13 protein-coding genes and 1 tRNA gene are annotated in these 15,452 nt (G+C 65.2%); 11 read left to right on the top strand and 3 right to left on the bottom strand.

Annotation, left to right across the window (positions count from 1 at the left end):
- The first annotated feature begins 117 nt into the window (after positions 1–117).
- Positions 118–1,446, top strand: coding sequence for an RsmB/NOP family class I SAM-dependent RNA methyltransferase (locus RCAP_RS00660; protein ID WP_013065878.1), 1,329 nt, complete (start codon positions 118–120; stop codon positions 1,444–1,446).
- A 7-nt stretch (positions 1,447–1,453) separates the two neighbouring features.
- Here the strand turns inward: RCAP_RS00660 and RCAP_RS00655 are convergent, their stop codons facing one another.
- The gene (locus RCAP_RS00655) at positions 1,454–3,439 is read right to left on the bottom strand and encodes a YgiQ family radical SAM protein (RefSeq protein WP_044033647.1); all 1,986 of its coding nucleotides are present in this window, start codon (positions 3,437–3,439) and stop codon (positions 1,454–1,456) included.
- Positions 3,440–3,649: 210 nt separating this feature from the next.
- On the opposite strand from RCAP_RS00655, the gene RCAP_RS00650 reads away from it, so the two are divergent.
- Positions 3,650–3,726 (top strand) — tRNA-Arg (locus tag RCAP_RS00650).
- 316 nt (positions 3,727–4,042) lie between these two features.
- Entirely contained in the window at positions 4,043–5,074 is a 1,032-nt protein-coding gene (locus tag RCAP_RS00645) for a LacI family DNA-binding transcriptional regulator (protein WP_013065876.1), read from the top strand.
- Between the two features lie 4 nt (positions 5,075–5,078).
- Here the strand turns inward: RCAP_RS00645 and RCAP_RS00640 are convergent, their stop codons facing one another.
- Positions 5,079–5,900, bottom strand: a complete 822-nt coding sequence (locus RCAP_RS00640) for an ABC transporter permease (protein WP_013065875.1) — start codon at positions 5,898–5,900, stop codon at positions 5,079–5,081.
- 124 nt (positions 5,901–6,024) lie between these two features.
- On the opposite strand from RCAP_RS00640, the gene cysQ reads away from it, so the two are divergent.
- The 8 genes from cysQ (at position 6,025) to RCAP_RS00600 (ending at position 14,973) form a co-directional block, all read left to right on the top strand.
- A complete protein-coding gene (gene cysQ / locus RCAP_RS00635) occupies positions 6,025–6,819 on the top strand; it encodes a 3'(2'),5'-bisphosphate nucleotidase CysQ (RefSeq protein WP_013065874.1) in 795 nt (264 codons plus the stop codon).
- Positions 6,819–7,619, top strand: coding sequence for a 3-deoxy-manno-octulosonate cytidylyltransferase (locus RCAP_RS00630; RefSeq protein WP_013065873.1), 801 nt, complete (start codon positions 6,819–6,821; stop codon positions 7,617–7,619). Before cysQ ends, RCAP_RS00630 begins: the two co-directional genes overlap by 1 nt.
- A 167-nt stretch (positions 7,620–7,786) precedes the next feature.
- Complete coding sequence (gene galU / locus RCAP_RS00625) at positions 7,787–8,680, top strand: UTP--glucose-1-phosphate uridylyltransferase GalU (protein ID WP_013065872.1); 894 nt, start codon at positions 7,787–7,789, stop codon at positions 8,678–8,680.
- 3 nt (positions 8,681–8,683) lie between these two features.
- Positions 8,684–9,670: a UDP-glucose 4-epimerase GalE gene (gene galE, locus RCAP_RS00620; protein ID WP_013065871.1), complete on the top strand. Its 987-nt coding sequence runs from the start codon at positions 8,684–8,686 to the stop codon at positions 9,668–9,670.
- Between the two features lie 18 nt (positions 9,671–9,688).
- Positions 9,689–10,711: a glycosyltransferase family 2 protein gene (locus RCAP_RS00615; protein WP_013065870.1), complete on the top strand. Its 1,023-nt coding sequence runs from the start codon at positions 9,689–9,691 to the stop codon at positions 10,709–10,711.
- 147 nt (positions 10,712–10,858) lie between these two features.
- Positions 10,859–11,869, top strand: a complete 1,011-nt coding sequence (locus RCAP_RS00610; RefSeq protein ID WP_013065869.1) for a glycosyltransferase family 2 protein — start codon at positions 10,859–10,861, stop codon at positions 11,867–11,869.
- A 10-nt stretch (positions 11,870–11,879) separates the two neighbouring features.
- Complete coding sequence (locus RCAP_RS00605) at positions 11,880–13,568, top strand: DUF5927 domain-containing protein (protein WP_013065868.1); 1,689 nt, start codon at positions 11,880–11,882, stop codon at positions 13,566–13,568.
- 1 nt (position 13,569) lies between these two features.
- On the top strand, positions 13,570–14,973 hold the full coding sequence (locus tag RCAP_RS00600) for a sulfotransferase family protein (protein WP_013065867.1): 1,404 nt from the start codon (positions 13,570–13,572) through the stop codon (positions 14,971–14,973).
- Here RCAP_RS00600 and RCAP_RS00595 read toward each other — a convergent pair whose 3' ends face one another.
- Positions 14,974–15,441, bottom strand: a complete 468-nt coding sequence (locus RCAP_RS00595) for a PTS sugar transporter subunit IIA (RefSeq protein ID WP_013065866.1) — start codon at positions 15,439–15,441, stop codon at positions 14,974–14,976.
- Positions 15,442–15,452 lie beyond the last annotated feature (11 nt).

Below are 15,452 nucleotides of genomic sequence, written 5' to 3'. Positions count from 1 at the left end.
GTTTTCAAAACCCGATCTTCGCCGTAAAAGACCCCGTGGCCGTCAGGCCGCCGGGATCCGGCCCGCGATTGCCGCAGTGACCGGCCCCCTCTCCTTTTCAACCGGATCGTCTTACCCGTGACCCCTGCTGCCCGGCTGCAAGCCATCCTTGACCTGATGTCCGAGATCGACACCGTTCCGCGTCCCGCCGATGCGATCGTCTCGGCCTGGTTCCGCGCCCGCCGCCAGATCGGCGATGCCGACCGCGGCGAGATCATCGCCCAGCTGCAGGAGCTGCTGCGCCATCAGGCCCGGCTGGGCTGGTGGCTCGATCGGCACGGCCGCAAGGACACCCATCGCAACCGGCTGCTGGCCTTTCTGGCGCTGGTCGAGCGGCGCAAGCCGGATCAGCTGAAACGGCTGTTCAGCGGCGCGAAATATGCGCCCTCGATCCTGACCGAGGCGGAAGCGACGCTGGTGGTGAAGCTGCAGGGCCTCCCCGTCGATCACCCCGCCATGCCCGAGGAGCTGCGGCTCGAATGCCCCGATTGGGCGGCCGCGGCCTTGCGGCGCCGCTTTGGCACCGATTTCGAAACCGAGATGGCGGCGATGCTGACGCCGCCGCCGCTCGATCTGCGGGTGAACACGCTGAAAACCACGCGCGAGCACTCCCTGCGGGCGCTGCGTGACATCGGTCTTCCGGCCGAGGTCTCGGCGGTGGCGCCCTTTGGCATCCGGGTCAGCGCGCGGCTGTCGCTGGCGCATCTGCCCGGGCTGAAGACCGGCGAGATCGAGATTCAGGACGAAGGCTCGCAGCTGGTGGCGCTGCTCGTCGATGCGAGGCCCGGCGATCGCGTGGTGGATTTCTGCGCCGGGGCGGGCGGCAAGACGCTGGCGATCGCGGCGCAGATGCAAAACAAGGGCCGGATCATCGCCTGCGACGTGAACGAGGGGCGGCTGAAACGCTGCGCCGAACGCGCGCGGCGGGCCGGGCTGCAGAATGCCGAAACGCGGCTGCTGAGCAGCGAAACCGACCGCTGGGTGAAACGGCACAAGGCCGGTTTCGACCGGGTTCTGGTCGATGCGCCCTGCTCCGGCACCGGCACCTGGCGGCGCAATCCCGATGCCCGCTGGCGCTCGCCGCAGGAGCAGGGGCTGGACAATCTTGCGGCGCTGCAGGGGCGGATCCTGGCCAGCGCGGCGCGGCTGGTGAAGCCCGGCGGGCGGCTGGTCTATGCCACCTGCTCGCTGCTCTCCGAGGAAAACGAGGATCGGGTGGCGGCCTTTCTGGCCGCGCATCCCGAATTTTCCGTGGTGCCGCTGGCCGAGGTGGCGCCGCAGCTGACCGGCTCGGCCCATCCCGACTATCTGTCGCTGACGCCCGCGCGGCATGACACCGACGGCTTCTTTGCCGCCGTGCTGCAACGCGCCGCCGTGGCAGAGGCCCCGTCCGAAGACGCGGCCTGAGCCCGGGTCATTTCTTCGGGAATTTCGGAAACGGCACGCCCTTGGTGGTGAAGGTCTTCGCCCCCGGCCCCGGCCGCGAGGAGCTGCGCTTCGGCGCGGCCTTTCCGGCAACCGTCTTGCCCGCAACGGTCTTGCCGGTTCCGGGCGGCTGATGCCCGGGCACCAGATGGTTTGCCCCGGTGCCGATCAGATCGGCCCGGCCCATCTCTTTCAGCGCGTCGCGCAGCAGCGGCCAGTTGTCGGGGTCGTGATAGCGCAAAAACGCCTTGTGCAGGCGGCGCTGCCTTGTGCCGCGCACGGTGCCGACCGGCTCCGAGGCGCCGCGCCGCACGCCTTTCAGCGGGTTGACCCCGGTGTGATACATCGTCGTCGAGGTCGCCATCGGCGAGGGCAGGAAGGTCTGCACCTGATCGGCGCGATAGCGGTTCTTTTTCAGCCACAGCGCCAGGTTCAGCATGTCTTCATCGGTGGTGCCGGGATGGGCGGCGATGAAATAGGGGATCAGGAAGTATTTCTTGCCCGCCTGTTTCGCCGCGGCGTCGAACATCTCCTTGAACCGGTCATAGGTGCCGATCCCGGGCTTCATCATCAGCTCGAGCGGACCGCGTTCGGTATGTTCGGGCGCGATCTTGAGGTAACCGCCGACGTGATGGGTCACCAGCTCCTTGATGTATTCGGGGCTTTTCACCGCCAGATCATAGCGCACGCCCGAGGCCACCATCACCTTCTTGATCCCCTTCACCTCGCGCACCTTGCGGTAAAGCCGGATCAGATCGTCATGCGAGGTGTCAAGGTTCGGGCAGATGTCGGGAAAGACGCAAGACGGCAGGCGGCAGGCGGCCTGCACCTTCGGGTCCTTGCAGGCCATCCGGTACATGTTCGCCGTCGGCCCGCCGATGTCGGAAATCACCCCCGCAAAGCCCGGGGTCTTGTCGCGGATCGCCTCGATTTCGCGCAGGATCGAGGCTTCCGAGCGGCTCTGGATCACCCGGCCTTCATGTTCGGTGATCGAGCAGAAGGTGCAGCCGCCAAAGCAGCCGCGCATCACCGTGACCGAGGTCTTGATCATGTCCCAGGCCGGGATCTTCGCCCCGCCATAGGAGGGATGCGGCGCCCGGGCGTAAGGCAGGTCATAGACCGCGTCCATTTCCGCCGAAGACAGCGGGATCGGCGGCGGGTTCAGCCACAGGTCGCGGTCGCCGTGGGCCTGCACCAGGGGGCGGGCATTGCCCGGATTGGCCTCGCGGTGCAGCACGCGCGAGGCGCGGGCATAGGCCTCGCGGTCGGTCTCGACCTGCTCGAAGGACGGCAGCCGGATCACCGTGTTGCCCGCGGTGCGGCTGGCGCCCTCGTCGGCGCTGTCCAGATCATCGGCGGGCAGTTCGGTGAAGCCCTCGGGCACCGGGCGGAACAGGGCCACGCCGCGGATATCGGCCAGATCGCGGGGGCTTTCGCCCGCCGCCAGCCGGTTGGCCACCTCGACCACGGCGCGTTCGGCATTGCCGTAAAGCAAAAGATCCGCCTTGGCATCGGCCAGGATCGAGCGGCGGACCTTGTCCGACCAGTAATCGTAATGCGCGATCCGGCGCAGCGAGGCCTCGATGCCGCCCAGGATCACCGGCACATCCTTGAAGGCTTCGCGGCAGCGCTGGGTATAGACGATGGTGGAGCGGTCAGGCCGCCTGCCGCCCTCGCCGCCCGCGGTATAGGCGTCATCGCTGCGCAGGCGCCGGTCCGAGGTGTAGCGGTTCACCATCGAATCCATGTTGCCGCCGGTGACGCCAAAGAAAAGCCGCGGCTTGCCCAGCGCCTTGAACGGCTCGGCCGAGTGCCAGTCGGGCTGCGACAGGATGCCGACGCGGAAGCCCTGTGATTCCAGCAACCGGCCGATGATCGCCATGCCGAAGCTGGGATGATCGACATAGGCGTCGCCGGTGACAAGGACGATGTCGCAAGCCTCCCAGCCAAGCGCCGCCATTTCGGCGCGGCTCATCGGCAGGAAGGGGGCGGCAGATCTGCCGGAAAGCCGCGGGCACGGCTGCGAAGTCTGGGAATTTCGGGAGGTGGTCATTGTCGGGAGTATAGGGCGCCAGGGCCGAAACTTCAACGCGGCTTGGCCGGGCGGGCCCGCAAGCATGGCGATGCCGGGGCGGCTGCGAAGACGGCTTGCGTTTTTGCCCGGATGCCCGCAAAAAGCCGATGTGACCCCGTGGCTCAACTGGATAGAGCAGCCCCCTCCTAAGGGGCAGGTTGGTGGTTCGAATCCACTCGGGGTCGCCACGCATTTCACGACGACAGAAGGCGACGAGGCTTCCGGCCGGGGAAACGGGCGTTCCCGGGCAGGCGGCTTTCCGGCTCGCGGTTTTCGGTGTGATCGGGAAACGGCTCGGGGCATTGGGAAAGGGGGAGCGTATTGGCCCACCGCTCCCCCTTTCGCGCCCCCGGCGGTTGAGGAAGGATGACCGCCGCCGAGGTTGAACGGAGGGTCCGGACGGGGCCGGATCATGCCGTTAGCGATAACATACGGATGCGCTTCGACTTGCACAAGCGAAATGTTTGACGCTATCTGGTAGCGATCCCACGGAAAGGACCCGCCTTGGCCCGTTCGCCCAACGACTCCCGCCGTCCCCTGACCCTGCGTGACGTCTCCGAGGCCTCGGGGGTTTCCGAAATGACGGTCAGCCGCGTGTTGCGCAACCGGGGCGACGTGTCGGAAGCGACCCGCGAAAAGGTGCTCGAAGCGGCGCGGACGCTGGGCTATGTGCCCAACAAGATCGCCGGCGCGCTGGCCTCGCAGCGGGTCAATCTGGTCGGCGTGATCATCCCGTCGCTGTCGAACCTGGTCTTTCCGGAGGTGCTTTCGGGCATCTCGACCGAGCTGGAGGACACCGGGCTGCAGCCCGTCGTCGGCGTCACCGACTATTCCCCGGAAAAGGAAGAAACCGTCCTTTACGAGATGCTGTCCTGGCGGCCCTCGGGGGTGATCATCGCGGGGCTGGAACACACCGCGACGGCGCGGGCGATGCTGCAGAATGCGGGCGTGCCGGTGGTCGAGATCATGGATGTCGATGGCGAGGGGGTCGATTCCGTCGTCGGCATCTCGCATCGCCGCGCCGGGCTGCAGATGGCGCAGGCGATTGCGGCGGCGGGCTATCGCAAGATCGGCTTTCTGGGCACCAAGATGCCCGAGGATCATCGCGCCCGCAAACGGCTGGAGGGCTTTTCCGAAGGGCTGGCGCAGGCGGGGATCGCGCTGCATGACACGGAATTCTATTCCGGTGGCTCGGCGCTTCTGAAGGGGCGCGAGATGACCGGGGCGATGCTCTCGCGCAGCCCGGACATCGATTTCCTCTATTATTCCAACGACATGATTGGCGCGGGCGGGCTGCTTTACTGCCTGGAAAAGGGCTTTGACGTGCCGGGCAGGCTGGGTCTGGCCGGGTTCAACGGGGTCGAGCTGCTGGAAGGTCTGCCGCGGCGGTTGGCGACGATGGATGCCTGTCGGCGCGAGATCGGGCGCAAGGCGGCCGAGATCGTCGCGGCGCAATCGGGCAAGACCTCGGCGGCGGGCGAGCTGGTCGAGCTGCAGCCGGTCATCCAGTTCGGCGACACGATCCGCAAGCCCTGACGGGTCAGTGCCTGGCGGACCAGCTGGCCGAGGCATGTTGCCTGGTGTAGAATTCGCCCATCAGCCCGATCGCCAAAAGCGCCAGGGCCACGTTCAGCGCATATTCCCAATTCGAGAAATGCGGGTTGTAGTTGATGAAGGTGAAGCCGCGCGCCTGATCGATGATGTGAAACAGCGGGTTCCAGCTGAACATCACCAGCATCTTGTGCGGCAGCGTATTGGCCAGGAACATCTTGCCCGAGGCGATCATGTTCACCCGGCCGTAGATCTGCTGGATCATCCCCACCAGCGGCGGGTTCCAGGGCTTGGCCGCCAGAAACACCATGCCCAGCGCCACCCCCGAGAACCAGCCCAGCATCACCATCCCCATCGCGCCGGCCCAGTCATGGATCTCGATCGGCTTGATCGCGGCGTGATACAGGTAAAGCACCACCAGCATCGACAGCATCTGCATGTAAAGCGCGCCCAAAGCCGCCGCCGAAATCGCGATCGCGGTGGTCATCGGCCCGTGCTTCATCATCGCCGAGGACGACCCTTCAGAGCCGAAGACCGCCGACATCGCCTTGGTATAGGTCATGTAAAGAAAGATGCCCGACATGATGTACAGCATGAAATCCCCGCGCACGGCGCTGCCGCGCATGCCAAGGATCGTGTACATCAGGTAGAATGTCGCCACGAGCATCACGGTCTGGAACATGTTCTGCAACAGGCCGAGGATCGCATTGCCCTGCGATTTGCGGATCGAGCGCACCGTGGCGTGATAGACCAGCTCCAGCAGGTTGAAGGTCGATCCGAGGGCGCTGGTCGTGCGTTCTGCTTTGAACATGGCTCTGCCGTGGGGAACTCTGCGATTTATGCCCCGGAAAACTTGCCGTTCCGTTGAGGGCCGATCATAAAGATAACGAAATCGCATGGCAATCTGGCCGAAATGCGGCCGACAGGAGAGAGTGATGGACTTTGACCGTCTTGTGAGCGTGATGCGCCGACTGGCGCTGGAGGCGGGCGACCGGATCATGCAGATCTATGATTCTCCCGATTTCGCGGTGAAGACCAAAGCCGATGCCTCGCCGGTGACCGAGGCCGACGAGGCCGCCGATGCGCTGATCTCCGAAGGGCTGGCCGAGGCCTTTCCGCAGATCGCGCTGGTGACCGAGGAACAGGCGGCCAGCCACAGCCAAAGCGTCAAGACCTTCCTGATCGTCGATCCGCTGGATGGCACCAAGGAATTCGTGCAGCGTCGCGGCGATTTCACCGTCAACATCGCCTATGTCGAAAATGGCGTGCCCTTGCGCGGCGTCGTCTATGCGCCCGCCAAGGGGCGGCTGTTCTACACGCTGGCCGATGGCCGCGCGGTCGAGGAACTGGGCGCCTTCGACAAGGAAACCGTGGGCGAGCAGAAGCCGATCACCGTGTCGGTGCCCGACAACCGGGCGCTGATGGTGGTGGCGTCGAAATCGCACCGCGATGCGGCGACCGATGAGTACATCGCCCGCTATGCGGTGGCCGACATGACCTCGGCGGGGTCGTCGCTGAAATTCTGTCTGGTGGCGACGGGGGAAGCCGATCTTTACCCGCGTCTGGGTCGGACGATGGAATGGGACACCGCCGCGGGCGATGCCGTGCTGCGCGGCGCCGGGGGCGAGATGGTGCGGTTCGACGATCACGGCCCCTTCACCTATGGCAAGGACGGCTTCGCCAACCCGTTCTTCATCGCCTATGCCCCCGGCGTGATGCTGGTGAAGTGATGTCGGTTCTGGTCGTCATCCCCGCCCGCTACGCTTCAAGCCGCTATCCGGGCAAACCGCTGGTTGCGTTGCGGGGCGCCAACGGGGTCGCCAAGACCCTGATCCGGCGCAGCTGGGAGGCCGCGCAGGCGGTGCAGGGCGTCGCGCGCGTCGTGGTGGCGACCGACGATGACCGCATCCGCCTTGAGGCCGAAAGCTTTGGCGCCGAGGTGGTGATGACTTCGCCCGCCTGCGCCAATGGCACCGAACGCTGCGCCGAGGCCGTTGCCAATCTGGGCGGCGGCCATGACATCGTGGTGAACCTGCAGGGCGATGCGCCGCTGACCCCCGCCTGGTTCGTCGAGGATCTGGTGGCGGGGCTGATCGCCAACCCCTGGGCGGAACTGGCCACCCCGGTTCTGCGCTGCGAAGGCGCGATGCTGGCCGGGCTGATCGAGGATCGCCGCAACGACCGCGTCGGCGGCACCACTGCGGTCTTTGGCGCGGGCAACCGCGGGATCTATTTCTCCAAGGAGGTGATCCCCTTCACCGGCAAAGCCTATGGCCCCGGGGAACCGACCCCGGTCTTTCATCACGTCGGCGTCTATGCCTATCGCCCCGGGACGCTGGCGGCCTATTCCGGCTGGCCGGTCGGGCCGCTCGAAACGCTCGAAGGGCTCGAACAGCTGCGGTTTCTGGAAAACGGCCGCTCTGTGCTTTGCGTCGAGGTCGAATCGCGCGGGCGGCAGTTCTGGGAGCTGAACAACCCCTCGGACGTGCCGAAGATCGAGGCGATGATGGCCGCGATGGGGCAGGACTGATACATTCATCGCGGCGCCGTGAAAGTTGTTTCCGCAGCGGCGAAAAACCGCCTGCTTTTTCCGGCGCGCGGTTCACTTCTGCACAGGCGAAGCTTGAGCAGGTCTTCAAAACGGTGGATTATGCGCCCAACTGAGACGCGAGCAGCCCACACACACAAAGGTGCATTATGAAACGCAAGGTCACGAAAGCGATTTTTCCGGTCGCTGGCCTCGGCACACGCTTCCTTCCGGCCACCAAGTCGATCCCGAAAGAGATCCTGACGCTGGTCGACCGCCCGCTCATTCAATATGCGATCGATGAAGCCCGGGCCGCCGGGATCAAGGAATTCATCTTCGTCACCTCGCGGGGCAAATCCGCGCTGGAGGATTATTTCGACGATGCGCCGGAGCTGGAAACCTCGCTGCGCAAGAAGGGCAAGACCGATCTGCTCGAGGCGCTGAAAGCCACGAACATGGATTCGGGCGCCATCGCCTATGTGCGGCAGAACCGGCCGATGGGGCTTGGCCATGCCGTCTGGTGTGCCCGCCGTCTGGTCGGCAACGAGCCCTTTGCCGTGATCCTGACCGACGACGTCATCGCCGCGGAAAAGCCCTGTCTGCAGCAGATGATGGAAGCCTATAACGAGACCGGCGGCAACGTCGTCGCGGCGATGGAAGTGCCGCATGAGAAAACCTCGTCCTATGGCGTTCTGGACATCGCCGAGGACATGGGCTCGCTGGTCAAGGTCAAGGGCATGATCGAGAAACCCGCCCCCGATGTGGCGCCCTCGAACCTCGCCGTGATCGGGCGCTACATCCTGACGCCGCGGGTGATGCAGAACCTGAACAAGAAGAAAGAGGGCGCGGGCGGGGAAATCCAGCTCACCGACGCCATCGCCGAAGAGATCGAGGCCGGGCAGCCGGTTTACGGCTTCCGCTTCCGCGGCCAGCGCTATGACTGCGGCTCCAAGGCCGGGTTCCTGCAGGCGACGGTGGCCTTTGGTCTGGCCCGCGAGGATCTGCGCGACGAATTCGGCGATTTCCTCGGCGATGTGATGGCGATGCGGACGGCGGCGCAGTAACCGATGGCGCAGCATGTTCTGGTGACGGGGGGGGCCGGCTATATCGGCTCTCACGCCTGCAAGGCGCTGGCCCGGGCGGGCTATGTGCCGGTGACCTATGACAGCCTCGTCACCGGCTGGCGCGATGCGGTCAAGTTTGGCCCGCTCGAGGAAGGCGATCTTTCCGACCGGGCGTGGCTGGATGCGGTCTTCGCGCGCTGGCAGCCGGTGGCGGTGATGCATTTCGCCGCCCTCAGCCTGGTGGGCGAGTCGATGAAGAACCCCGGGCTTTACTGGCGCCACAACGTGCTGTCCTCGCTGACCCTGATCGAGGCGGCCTGCGCCGCGGGCTGCCTTGATTTCGTCTTCTCCTCCACCTGCGCCACCTATGGCGATCAGGACGGGGTGGTGCTGGACGAAACCACCACCCAGGCGCCGATCAACGCCTATGGCGGCTCGAAACAGGCGATCGAGATGATCCTGCGCGATTTCGAGGCGTCGCATGGTCTGCGTTCCGTGATCTTCCGCTATTTCAACGTCGCGGGCGCCGATCCCGAGGGAGAGGTGGGCGAGTTTCACCGCCCGGAAACGCATCTGGTGCCCCTGATGCTGGATGCGATCGACGGCAAGCGTCCGGCGCTGACGGTTTACGGCTCGGATTACCCGACCAAGGATGGCACCTGCATTCGCGACTACGTCCATGTCTCCGATCTGGTCGATGCCCATGTGCTGGGGCTGCAATGGCTGCAGGCGGGCAAGGGCTCGGAGGTGTTCTGTCTGGGCTCCGGCACCGGCTTTTCGGTGCGCGAGGTGATCGCGCAATCGAAAGCCGTGACCAACCGCGCGGTGCCGATCGTCGAGGGCGCGCGTCGTCCGGGCGATGCCGCGGTGCTGGTCTCGGGCTCGACCAAGGCGATCCGCGATCTGGGCTGGGCACCGAAACGCAGCGATCTGACGACGATGATCGCCGATGCATGGCGCTGGCATCAAAGCGGACATTATGAAAGATAGCCCCCGAATGGGGGAAAGATGGCGCTTTGGTCAAAGCTCTGGCAGGCCTATCGCGGGCGGCTGAGACGCCGCTATCTGCTGGCGCGTGCGCTGCGCCGTCGCCGCCGTCTGACCGCCGTGCAGGACCGCACCGGGGCCATCCGCCGCGATGACATCCTGCTGTTCGCCGCGATCCGGAACGAGGCGCAGCGGCTGCCGCATTTCCTCGATCACTACCGGCGGCTGGGCGTCGATCATTTCCTGATCGTGGACAATAACAGCACCGACGGCAGCCCCGATCTGCTGGCGGCCCAGCCCGATGTGTCGCTGTGGCAGACCGGCTCCAGCTATCGGCTGCACCGCTTCGGGCTGGATTGGCTGACCTGGCTGATGTTCCGCCACGGCCATGACCACTGGTGCCTGACCGTCGATGCCGATGAATTGCTGATCTATCCGCATCACGACACCCGCCCGCTTGCGGCGCTGACGGGCTGGCTGGACGCGAGCGGGCAGCGGGTCTTTCCGGCGATGATGCTGGAACTTTACCCCAAGGGGCCGGTGCAGGCGCAAAGCTACGAGATCGGCAGCGACCCCCTGCGGATCCTGCAGTGGTTCGATGCGGGCAATTACACGATCACCCGGCAAGAGCGCACGAAAGCGCTTTGGATTCAGGGCGGTCCACGGGCGCGGATGTTCTTTGCCGACCGTCCCCGGCATGCGCCGACCCTGTCCAAGATCCCGCTGGTGCGCTGGAACCGGCGCTGGGTCTATCTCAATTCCACCCATGCGATCCTGCCTGCGCGGCTGAACGAGGTCTATGACCAGACCGGCGGCGAGGCGATTTCGGGCCTGCTTCTGCACACGAAATTCCTGCCCGAAGTGGTGCGCAAGGCCGCCGAGGAAAAAGACCGGCGCGAGCATTTCGGCCGCCCCGAGATCTTTGACAGCTATTACGACAGCCTGATGGCGTCGCCGGATTTCTGGACGCCGCGGTCGACACGGCTGGAAAGCTGGCGGCAGCTGGAGGCGCTGGGGCTGATGTCGCGCGGCGGCTGGCTTTAGGCCGGATCGTATCTGCAGAAGAACCAAAGGTTTACCTGCTGCACGGTTGCGCCTATGCTCGCCCGCGCGCGACAGGCGGGGATTAACCCTGCCGCAAGCGGAATGCGCTAGAAAGGGCCGCAAGGCACGGGACGGGACGAGGGCGGTTTGGCACTGAGACAGGCGATCAGGCTTCGGCGGGAGCGGCGTCAGCGCCAATGGCGCGCATTCCGCAAGCGCCGCCAGCTGAAGCCCGTGGCCGACCGCACCGCGAAGATCGCCCCCCGCGATGTCATCGTTTTCTGCACCCTGCGCAACGAACGCGTCCGGTTGCCGTATTTTCTGCGCTATTACCGCGACATGCGGGTGGGCCATTTCATCTTCGTCGACAATGACAGCACCGACGGCTCGCGCGAGTATCTGGCGGCGCAGCCCGATTGTTCGGTCTGGACGACGACGGCCTCTTACAAGGCGGCCGCCTTCGGCATGGACTGGCTCAACCATCTGCTGCGCAAATACGGCACCGGGCACTGGACGCTGACCGTCGATCCGGATGAATTCTTCGTCTATCCGTTCTGCGACACCCGCCCGATCGACGCGCTGACCGACTGGCTCGACACCTATCACATCCGCAGCTTCCCGGCGATGCTGCTCGACATGTATCCCAAGGGGCCGATCGATGCCGTCCCCTACCGCGAGGGGCAGAACCCGTTCGAGATCGCCTGCTGGTTCGATGCCGGCAACTACATGATTTCCCGCAATCGCAAGATGCAGAACCTGTGGATTCAGGGCGGTCCGCGGGCGCGGGTATTCTTTGCCGAAGATCCCGCCGCGGCGCCCTCGCTGAACAAGATCCCGCTGGTGAAATGGCAGCGCGGCTTCGTCTTCGCCTCGTCCACCCACATGATCCTGCCGCGCGGGCTGAACATGGTCTATGACGAATGGGGGGGCGAAAAGGCCTCGGGCTGCCTTTTGCATGCCAAATTCCTGTCACCTCTGACCGCCAAGGTGGCCGAGGAAATGCAACGCCGCGAACATTATGCGGGCTCGCGCGAATACGAGGCCTATAGTGCCCGGCTGGGAACCGAACCCGATCTGTGGACCAAGTGGTCGGAAAAATATATCAACTGGCGGCAGCTGGAAATTCTGGGGCTGATGTCGAAGGGCAACTGGGCATGAGGGCGGGGCGGTGACGGTCGGCTTCATCATGATGTGTCACACCGCGCTGGACCGGGCGGCGCAGGTGGCGCGCTACTGGGCCAGCCACGGGGCGCCGGTGGTGGTGCATGTCGATGCCCGGGTTCCGGCGCAGGACTTCGACAGCCTTGGCCGCGCGCTGGCCGATCTGGACATGGTCTCCTTCTGCAAGCGCTTCAAATGCGACTGGGGCACCTGGTCACTGGTGCAGGCGGCACAGGCCGGGGCCACGCAGATGCTGTCCCGCCACCCCGAGGTCGGGCATGTGTTTCTCGCTTCGGGCGCCTGTCTGCCGCTGCGGCCGCTGCATGAGCTGGCCGAGTATCTGGCCGCCCGTCCGGGCACCGATTTCATCGAAAGCGTCACCACCGCCGAGGTCGGCTGGACGGTGGGCGGCATCGACATGGAACGCTTCACCCTGCGCTTCCCGTTTTCCTGGAAAAAGCGACGGCGGCTGTTCGATGCCTATGTCGATTTCCAGCGCCGCATCGGCTTCAAGCGCAAGATCCCCGGCGGCATCGTCCCGCATCTGGGCAGCCAATGGTGGTGCCTGTCGCGCCCGACCCTGACGGCGATCCTGCAAGACCCGGACCGGCCGCTGCATGACCGCTATTTCCGCCGCGTCTGGATCCCCGACGAAAGCTATTTCCAGTCGCTGGCGCGGCTTTATGCGACGAATATCGAAAGCCGCTCGCTGACGCTGTCGAAATTCGACTATCAGGGCAAGCCGCATATCTTCTACGACGATCACCTGCAGCTTCTGCGCCGGTCGGATTGTTTCGTGGCCCGCAAGATCTGGCCGAAGGCGGACAAGCTTTACGCCACCTTCCTCTCGGACCGGCCCGCCGAAAGCCTGGCCGAGCCGAATCCGTCCAAGATCGACCGGCTGTTTTCCAAGGCGGTCGAACGGCGCACGCGCGGGCGGCCCGGGCTTTACATGCAAAGCCGCTTTCCGCGGCAGGACCACGAGAACGGCAAGACCTCGGCGCAATATTCGATCTTTCAGGGATTTTCGGATCTTTTCGAAAACTTCGAAGGTTGGCTGGCGAAATATGTCGGCGCCCGGGTGCATGGCCATCTGTTCGGGCCCGACCGCGTGGCTTTCGCCGGGGGCGAGCGGATGTTCAACGGCTGTCTGAGCGACAGCGCGGCGCTGCGCGACTACAACCCACGCGGCTTCCTGACCAATCTGATCTGGAACGGCCGCGGCGAGCGGCAATGTTTCATGTTTTCCCCCCGCGATACCCAGGACATCAACTGGTTCACCGCCACCGATCCGAATGCGCAGATTTCCGTCATCTCGGGGGCCTGGGCGGTGCCGCTGTTTCATTCGCAGATGGATTTCAGCGAGATCCGCCGCGAAGCCGCCCGGCTGCAGCAGATCGAGATCGAGCATCTGAACATCCTGCGCTCGATGTATGTGAAGGCGCGGGTGCGGATCTGGACGATGGCGGAATTCATCGAAAACCCGATGGAGCCGCTGCAGATGATCATCGACGAAATCAGCCCGCGCGCGACGCGCAGGCTGACCGAGGCGCCGCAGATGATCGACCTGACCGGCTTTGGCCAATTCCTGCAGAACCTGCGCAATCAGGGCATGCAACCGCGGTTGATGGGCGATTTTCCGGTGGCGGGGGAAACCGTGCCGCCGCCGCGCCGCCGCCCCTATCTGGTGAAATGAGATGAGCCGGTTTGACTGTTTCGTCGTCTTTGCCGAAATGCGCACGGGGTCGAACCTGCTGGAAGCCGCGCTGAACGACCTGCCCGGCGTCAGCTGCCACGGCGAGGCCTTCAACCCGGCGCTGATCGGCTATCCGAAACAGACCGAGCTTCTGGGCCTGACGCGCGAGGCCCGCGATGCCGATCCGCTGGCGCTTTGGGCCCGGATCAGGACCGCCGGGGGGCTGAACGGCTGCCGGTTCTTTCACGACCACGATCCGCGCGTGCTTTCGGCCATGCTGGAAGATCCGCGCTGCGCCAAGATCGTGCTGACCCGCAATCCGGTCGAAAGCTATGTCAGCCTGAAACTGGCGCGGGCGACCGGGCAGTGGAAGCTGGGCGATGCGAAACACCGCAAGGACACGCCGCAGGCAGAGTTCGACGCCGCCGAATTCGAAACGCATCTGGAGGCATTGCAGGGCTTTCAGATCACCCTGATGCGGGCCTTGCAGACCTCGGGGCAGACGGCCTTTTACATCGATTACGAAGATGCGCAGGATCTGGCGGTGCTGAACGGTCTGGCCGCCTGGCTGGGGATCGCGGGGCGGCTGACCGCCCTGCCCTCCAGCCTTGTGGTGCAGAACCCCGAGGCGCTGGAGGAAAAGGTGGCGAATTTCCCGGCGATCGAGGCCGCGCTGGCGAAGCTCGACCGGTTCAACCTGTCGCGCACGCCGAATTTCGAGCCGCGCCGGGGGCCGGGCGTGCCCGCTTTCGTCGGCTGCGATGCCGGGCTTCTGTATCTGCCGATCCGGCCGGGGCTGGAGGCGCCGATCCGCGACTGGCTGGGGAAGCTTGGCCCGCTGGAAGACGATTTCTCGCAAAAGACGCTGCGGCAGTGGAAGCGCAGGCATCCCGGCCACCGCAGCTTCACCGTCGTGCGCCATCCGCTGTTGCGCGCGCATCTGGCCTTTGCGGCGCTCTTGTCGAAAGACGGGATGGCCGACACCCGCGAGGTGCTGCGCCGCAGCTACAAGCTGCCGCTGCCGCCCGAGGGCAAGCCGATGGCGGCGCAGGACTGGGCGGCGGGTCTGCTGGCTTTCCTGGGCTGGCTGAAGACGAACCTGAACGCGCAGACCAGCCTTGCCGTGCATCCGCTCTGGGCCAGCCAATCGGCCAGCCTGCAGGGGATCGCGCAGTTCACGCCCCCGGATCTGGTCGCGCGCGAAGATCGCCTGGCCGAGGATCTGGCCGCGCTGGCGCAGATGGTCGGGGCGAAAGCCCCGGCCTTTGCGGCGCCACGGGGCGATACCGCGCCGGTCAAGCTCGCCGATGTCTGGACGCCCGAGCTGGAACAGGCCGCCGCGGACACCTATTCCCGCGACTACATGCAATTCGGCTTCGGGCCGTGGAAACGGAAAAAGGCCTGATCAGGCCGCCTGAACGCCGCCCGAGGCCGCCGTCAGCACCGCATGCAGCGCCGCCGGATCGGAATTGGCCCGCAGCTTCGCGCAGGTCTCGACATTGCGCAGCGTCCGCGACACCAGCGCCAAGGCCTTCAGATGCTCGACGCCCGAATCCTTCGGCGCGAAGAGCGCAAAGATCAGATCGACCGGCAGCCGGTCCACCGCGTCGAAATCAAGCGGCTTTTCCAGACGCAGGAACACGCCCACCACCGATTTCAGCCCGTGCAGCCGCGCATGCGGCAGCGCAACCCCGTGACCGACCCCGGTCGGTCCCAGCATCTCGCGTTCCTGCAGCGCGTCCACGGTCTGGATCGCATCCAGCCCGTAGGCTGAATGCGCGATTTCGGAAAGGTCCTGAAACAGGCGCTTCTTGCTCGTGACATTGGTCAACACCTTGACCGCCGCCGGTTTGAGCAGGGTGGAAAGATCCATCTGTCCTTTTT

Source organism: Rhodobacter capsulatus SB 1003, from assembly GCF_000021865.1.
Classification (GTDB): Bacteria; Pseudomonadota; Alphaproteobacteria; order Rhodobacterales; family Rhodobacteraceae; genus Rhodobacter; species Rhodobacter capsulatus_B.
Note: the sequence above shows the minus strand (reverse complement) of the source record. Positions and strands in the feature narration are given on the sequence as shown.

Coding starts and splice junctions, on each gene's coding strand:
- galE (WP_013065871.1), top strand. CDS start 8,684: ATGGCGCAGCATGTTCTGGTGACGGGGGGGGCCGGCTATATCGGCTCT.
- RCAP_RS00640 (WP_013065875.1), bottom strand. CDS start 5,900: ATGTTCAAAGCAGAACGCACGACCAGCGCCCTCGGATCGACCTTCAAC.
- RCAP_RS00655 (WP_044033647.1), bottom strand. CDS start 3,439: ATGAGCCGCGCCGAAATGGCGGCGCTTGGCTGGGAGGCTTGCGACATC.
- galU (WP_013065872.1), top strand. CDS start 7,787: ATGAAACGCAAGGTCACGAAAGCGATTTTTCCGGTCGCTGGCCTCGGC.
- RCAP_RS00600 (WP_013065867.1), top strand. CDS start 13,570: ATGAGCCGGTTTGACTGTTTCGTCGTCTTTGCCGAAATGCGCACGGGG.
- RCAP_RS00615 (WP_013065870.1), top strand. CDS start 9,689: ATGGCGCTTTGGTCAAAGCTCTGGCAGGCCTATCGCGGGCGGCTGAGA.
- cysQ (WP_013065874.1), top strand. CDS start 6,025: ATGGACTTTGACCGTCTTGTGAGCGTGATGCGCCGACTGGCGCTGGAG.
- RCAP_RS00630 (WP_013065873.1), top strand. CDS start 6,819: ATGTCGGTTCTGGTCGTCATCCCCGCCCGCTACGCTTCAAGCCGCTAT.
- RCAP_RS00595 (WP_013065866.1), bottom strand. CDS start 15,441: ATGGATCTTTCCACCCTGCTCAAACCGGCGGCGGTCAAGGTGTTGACC.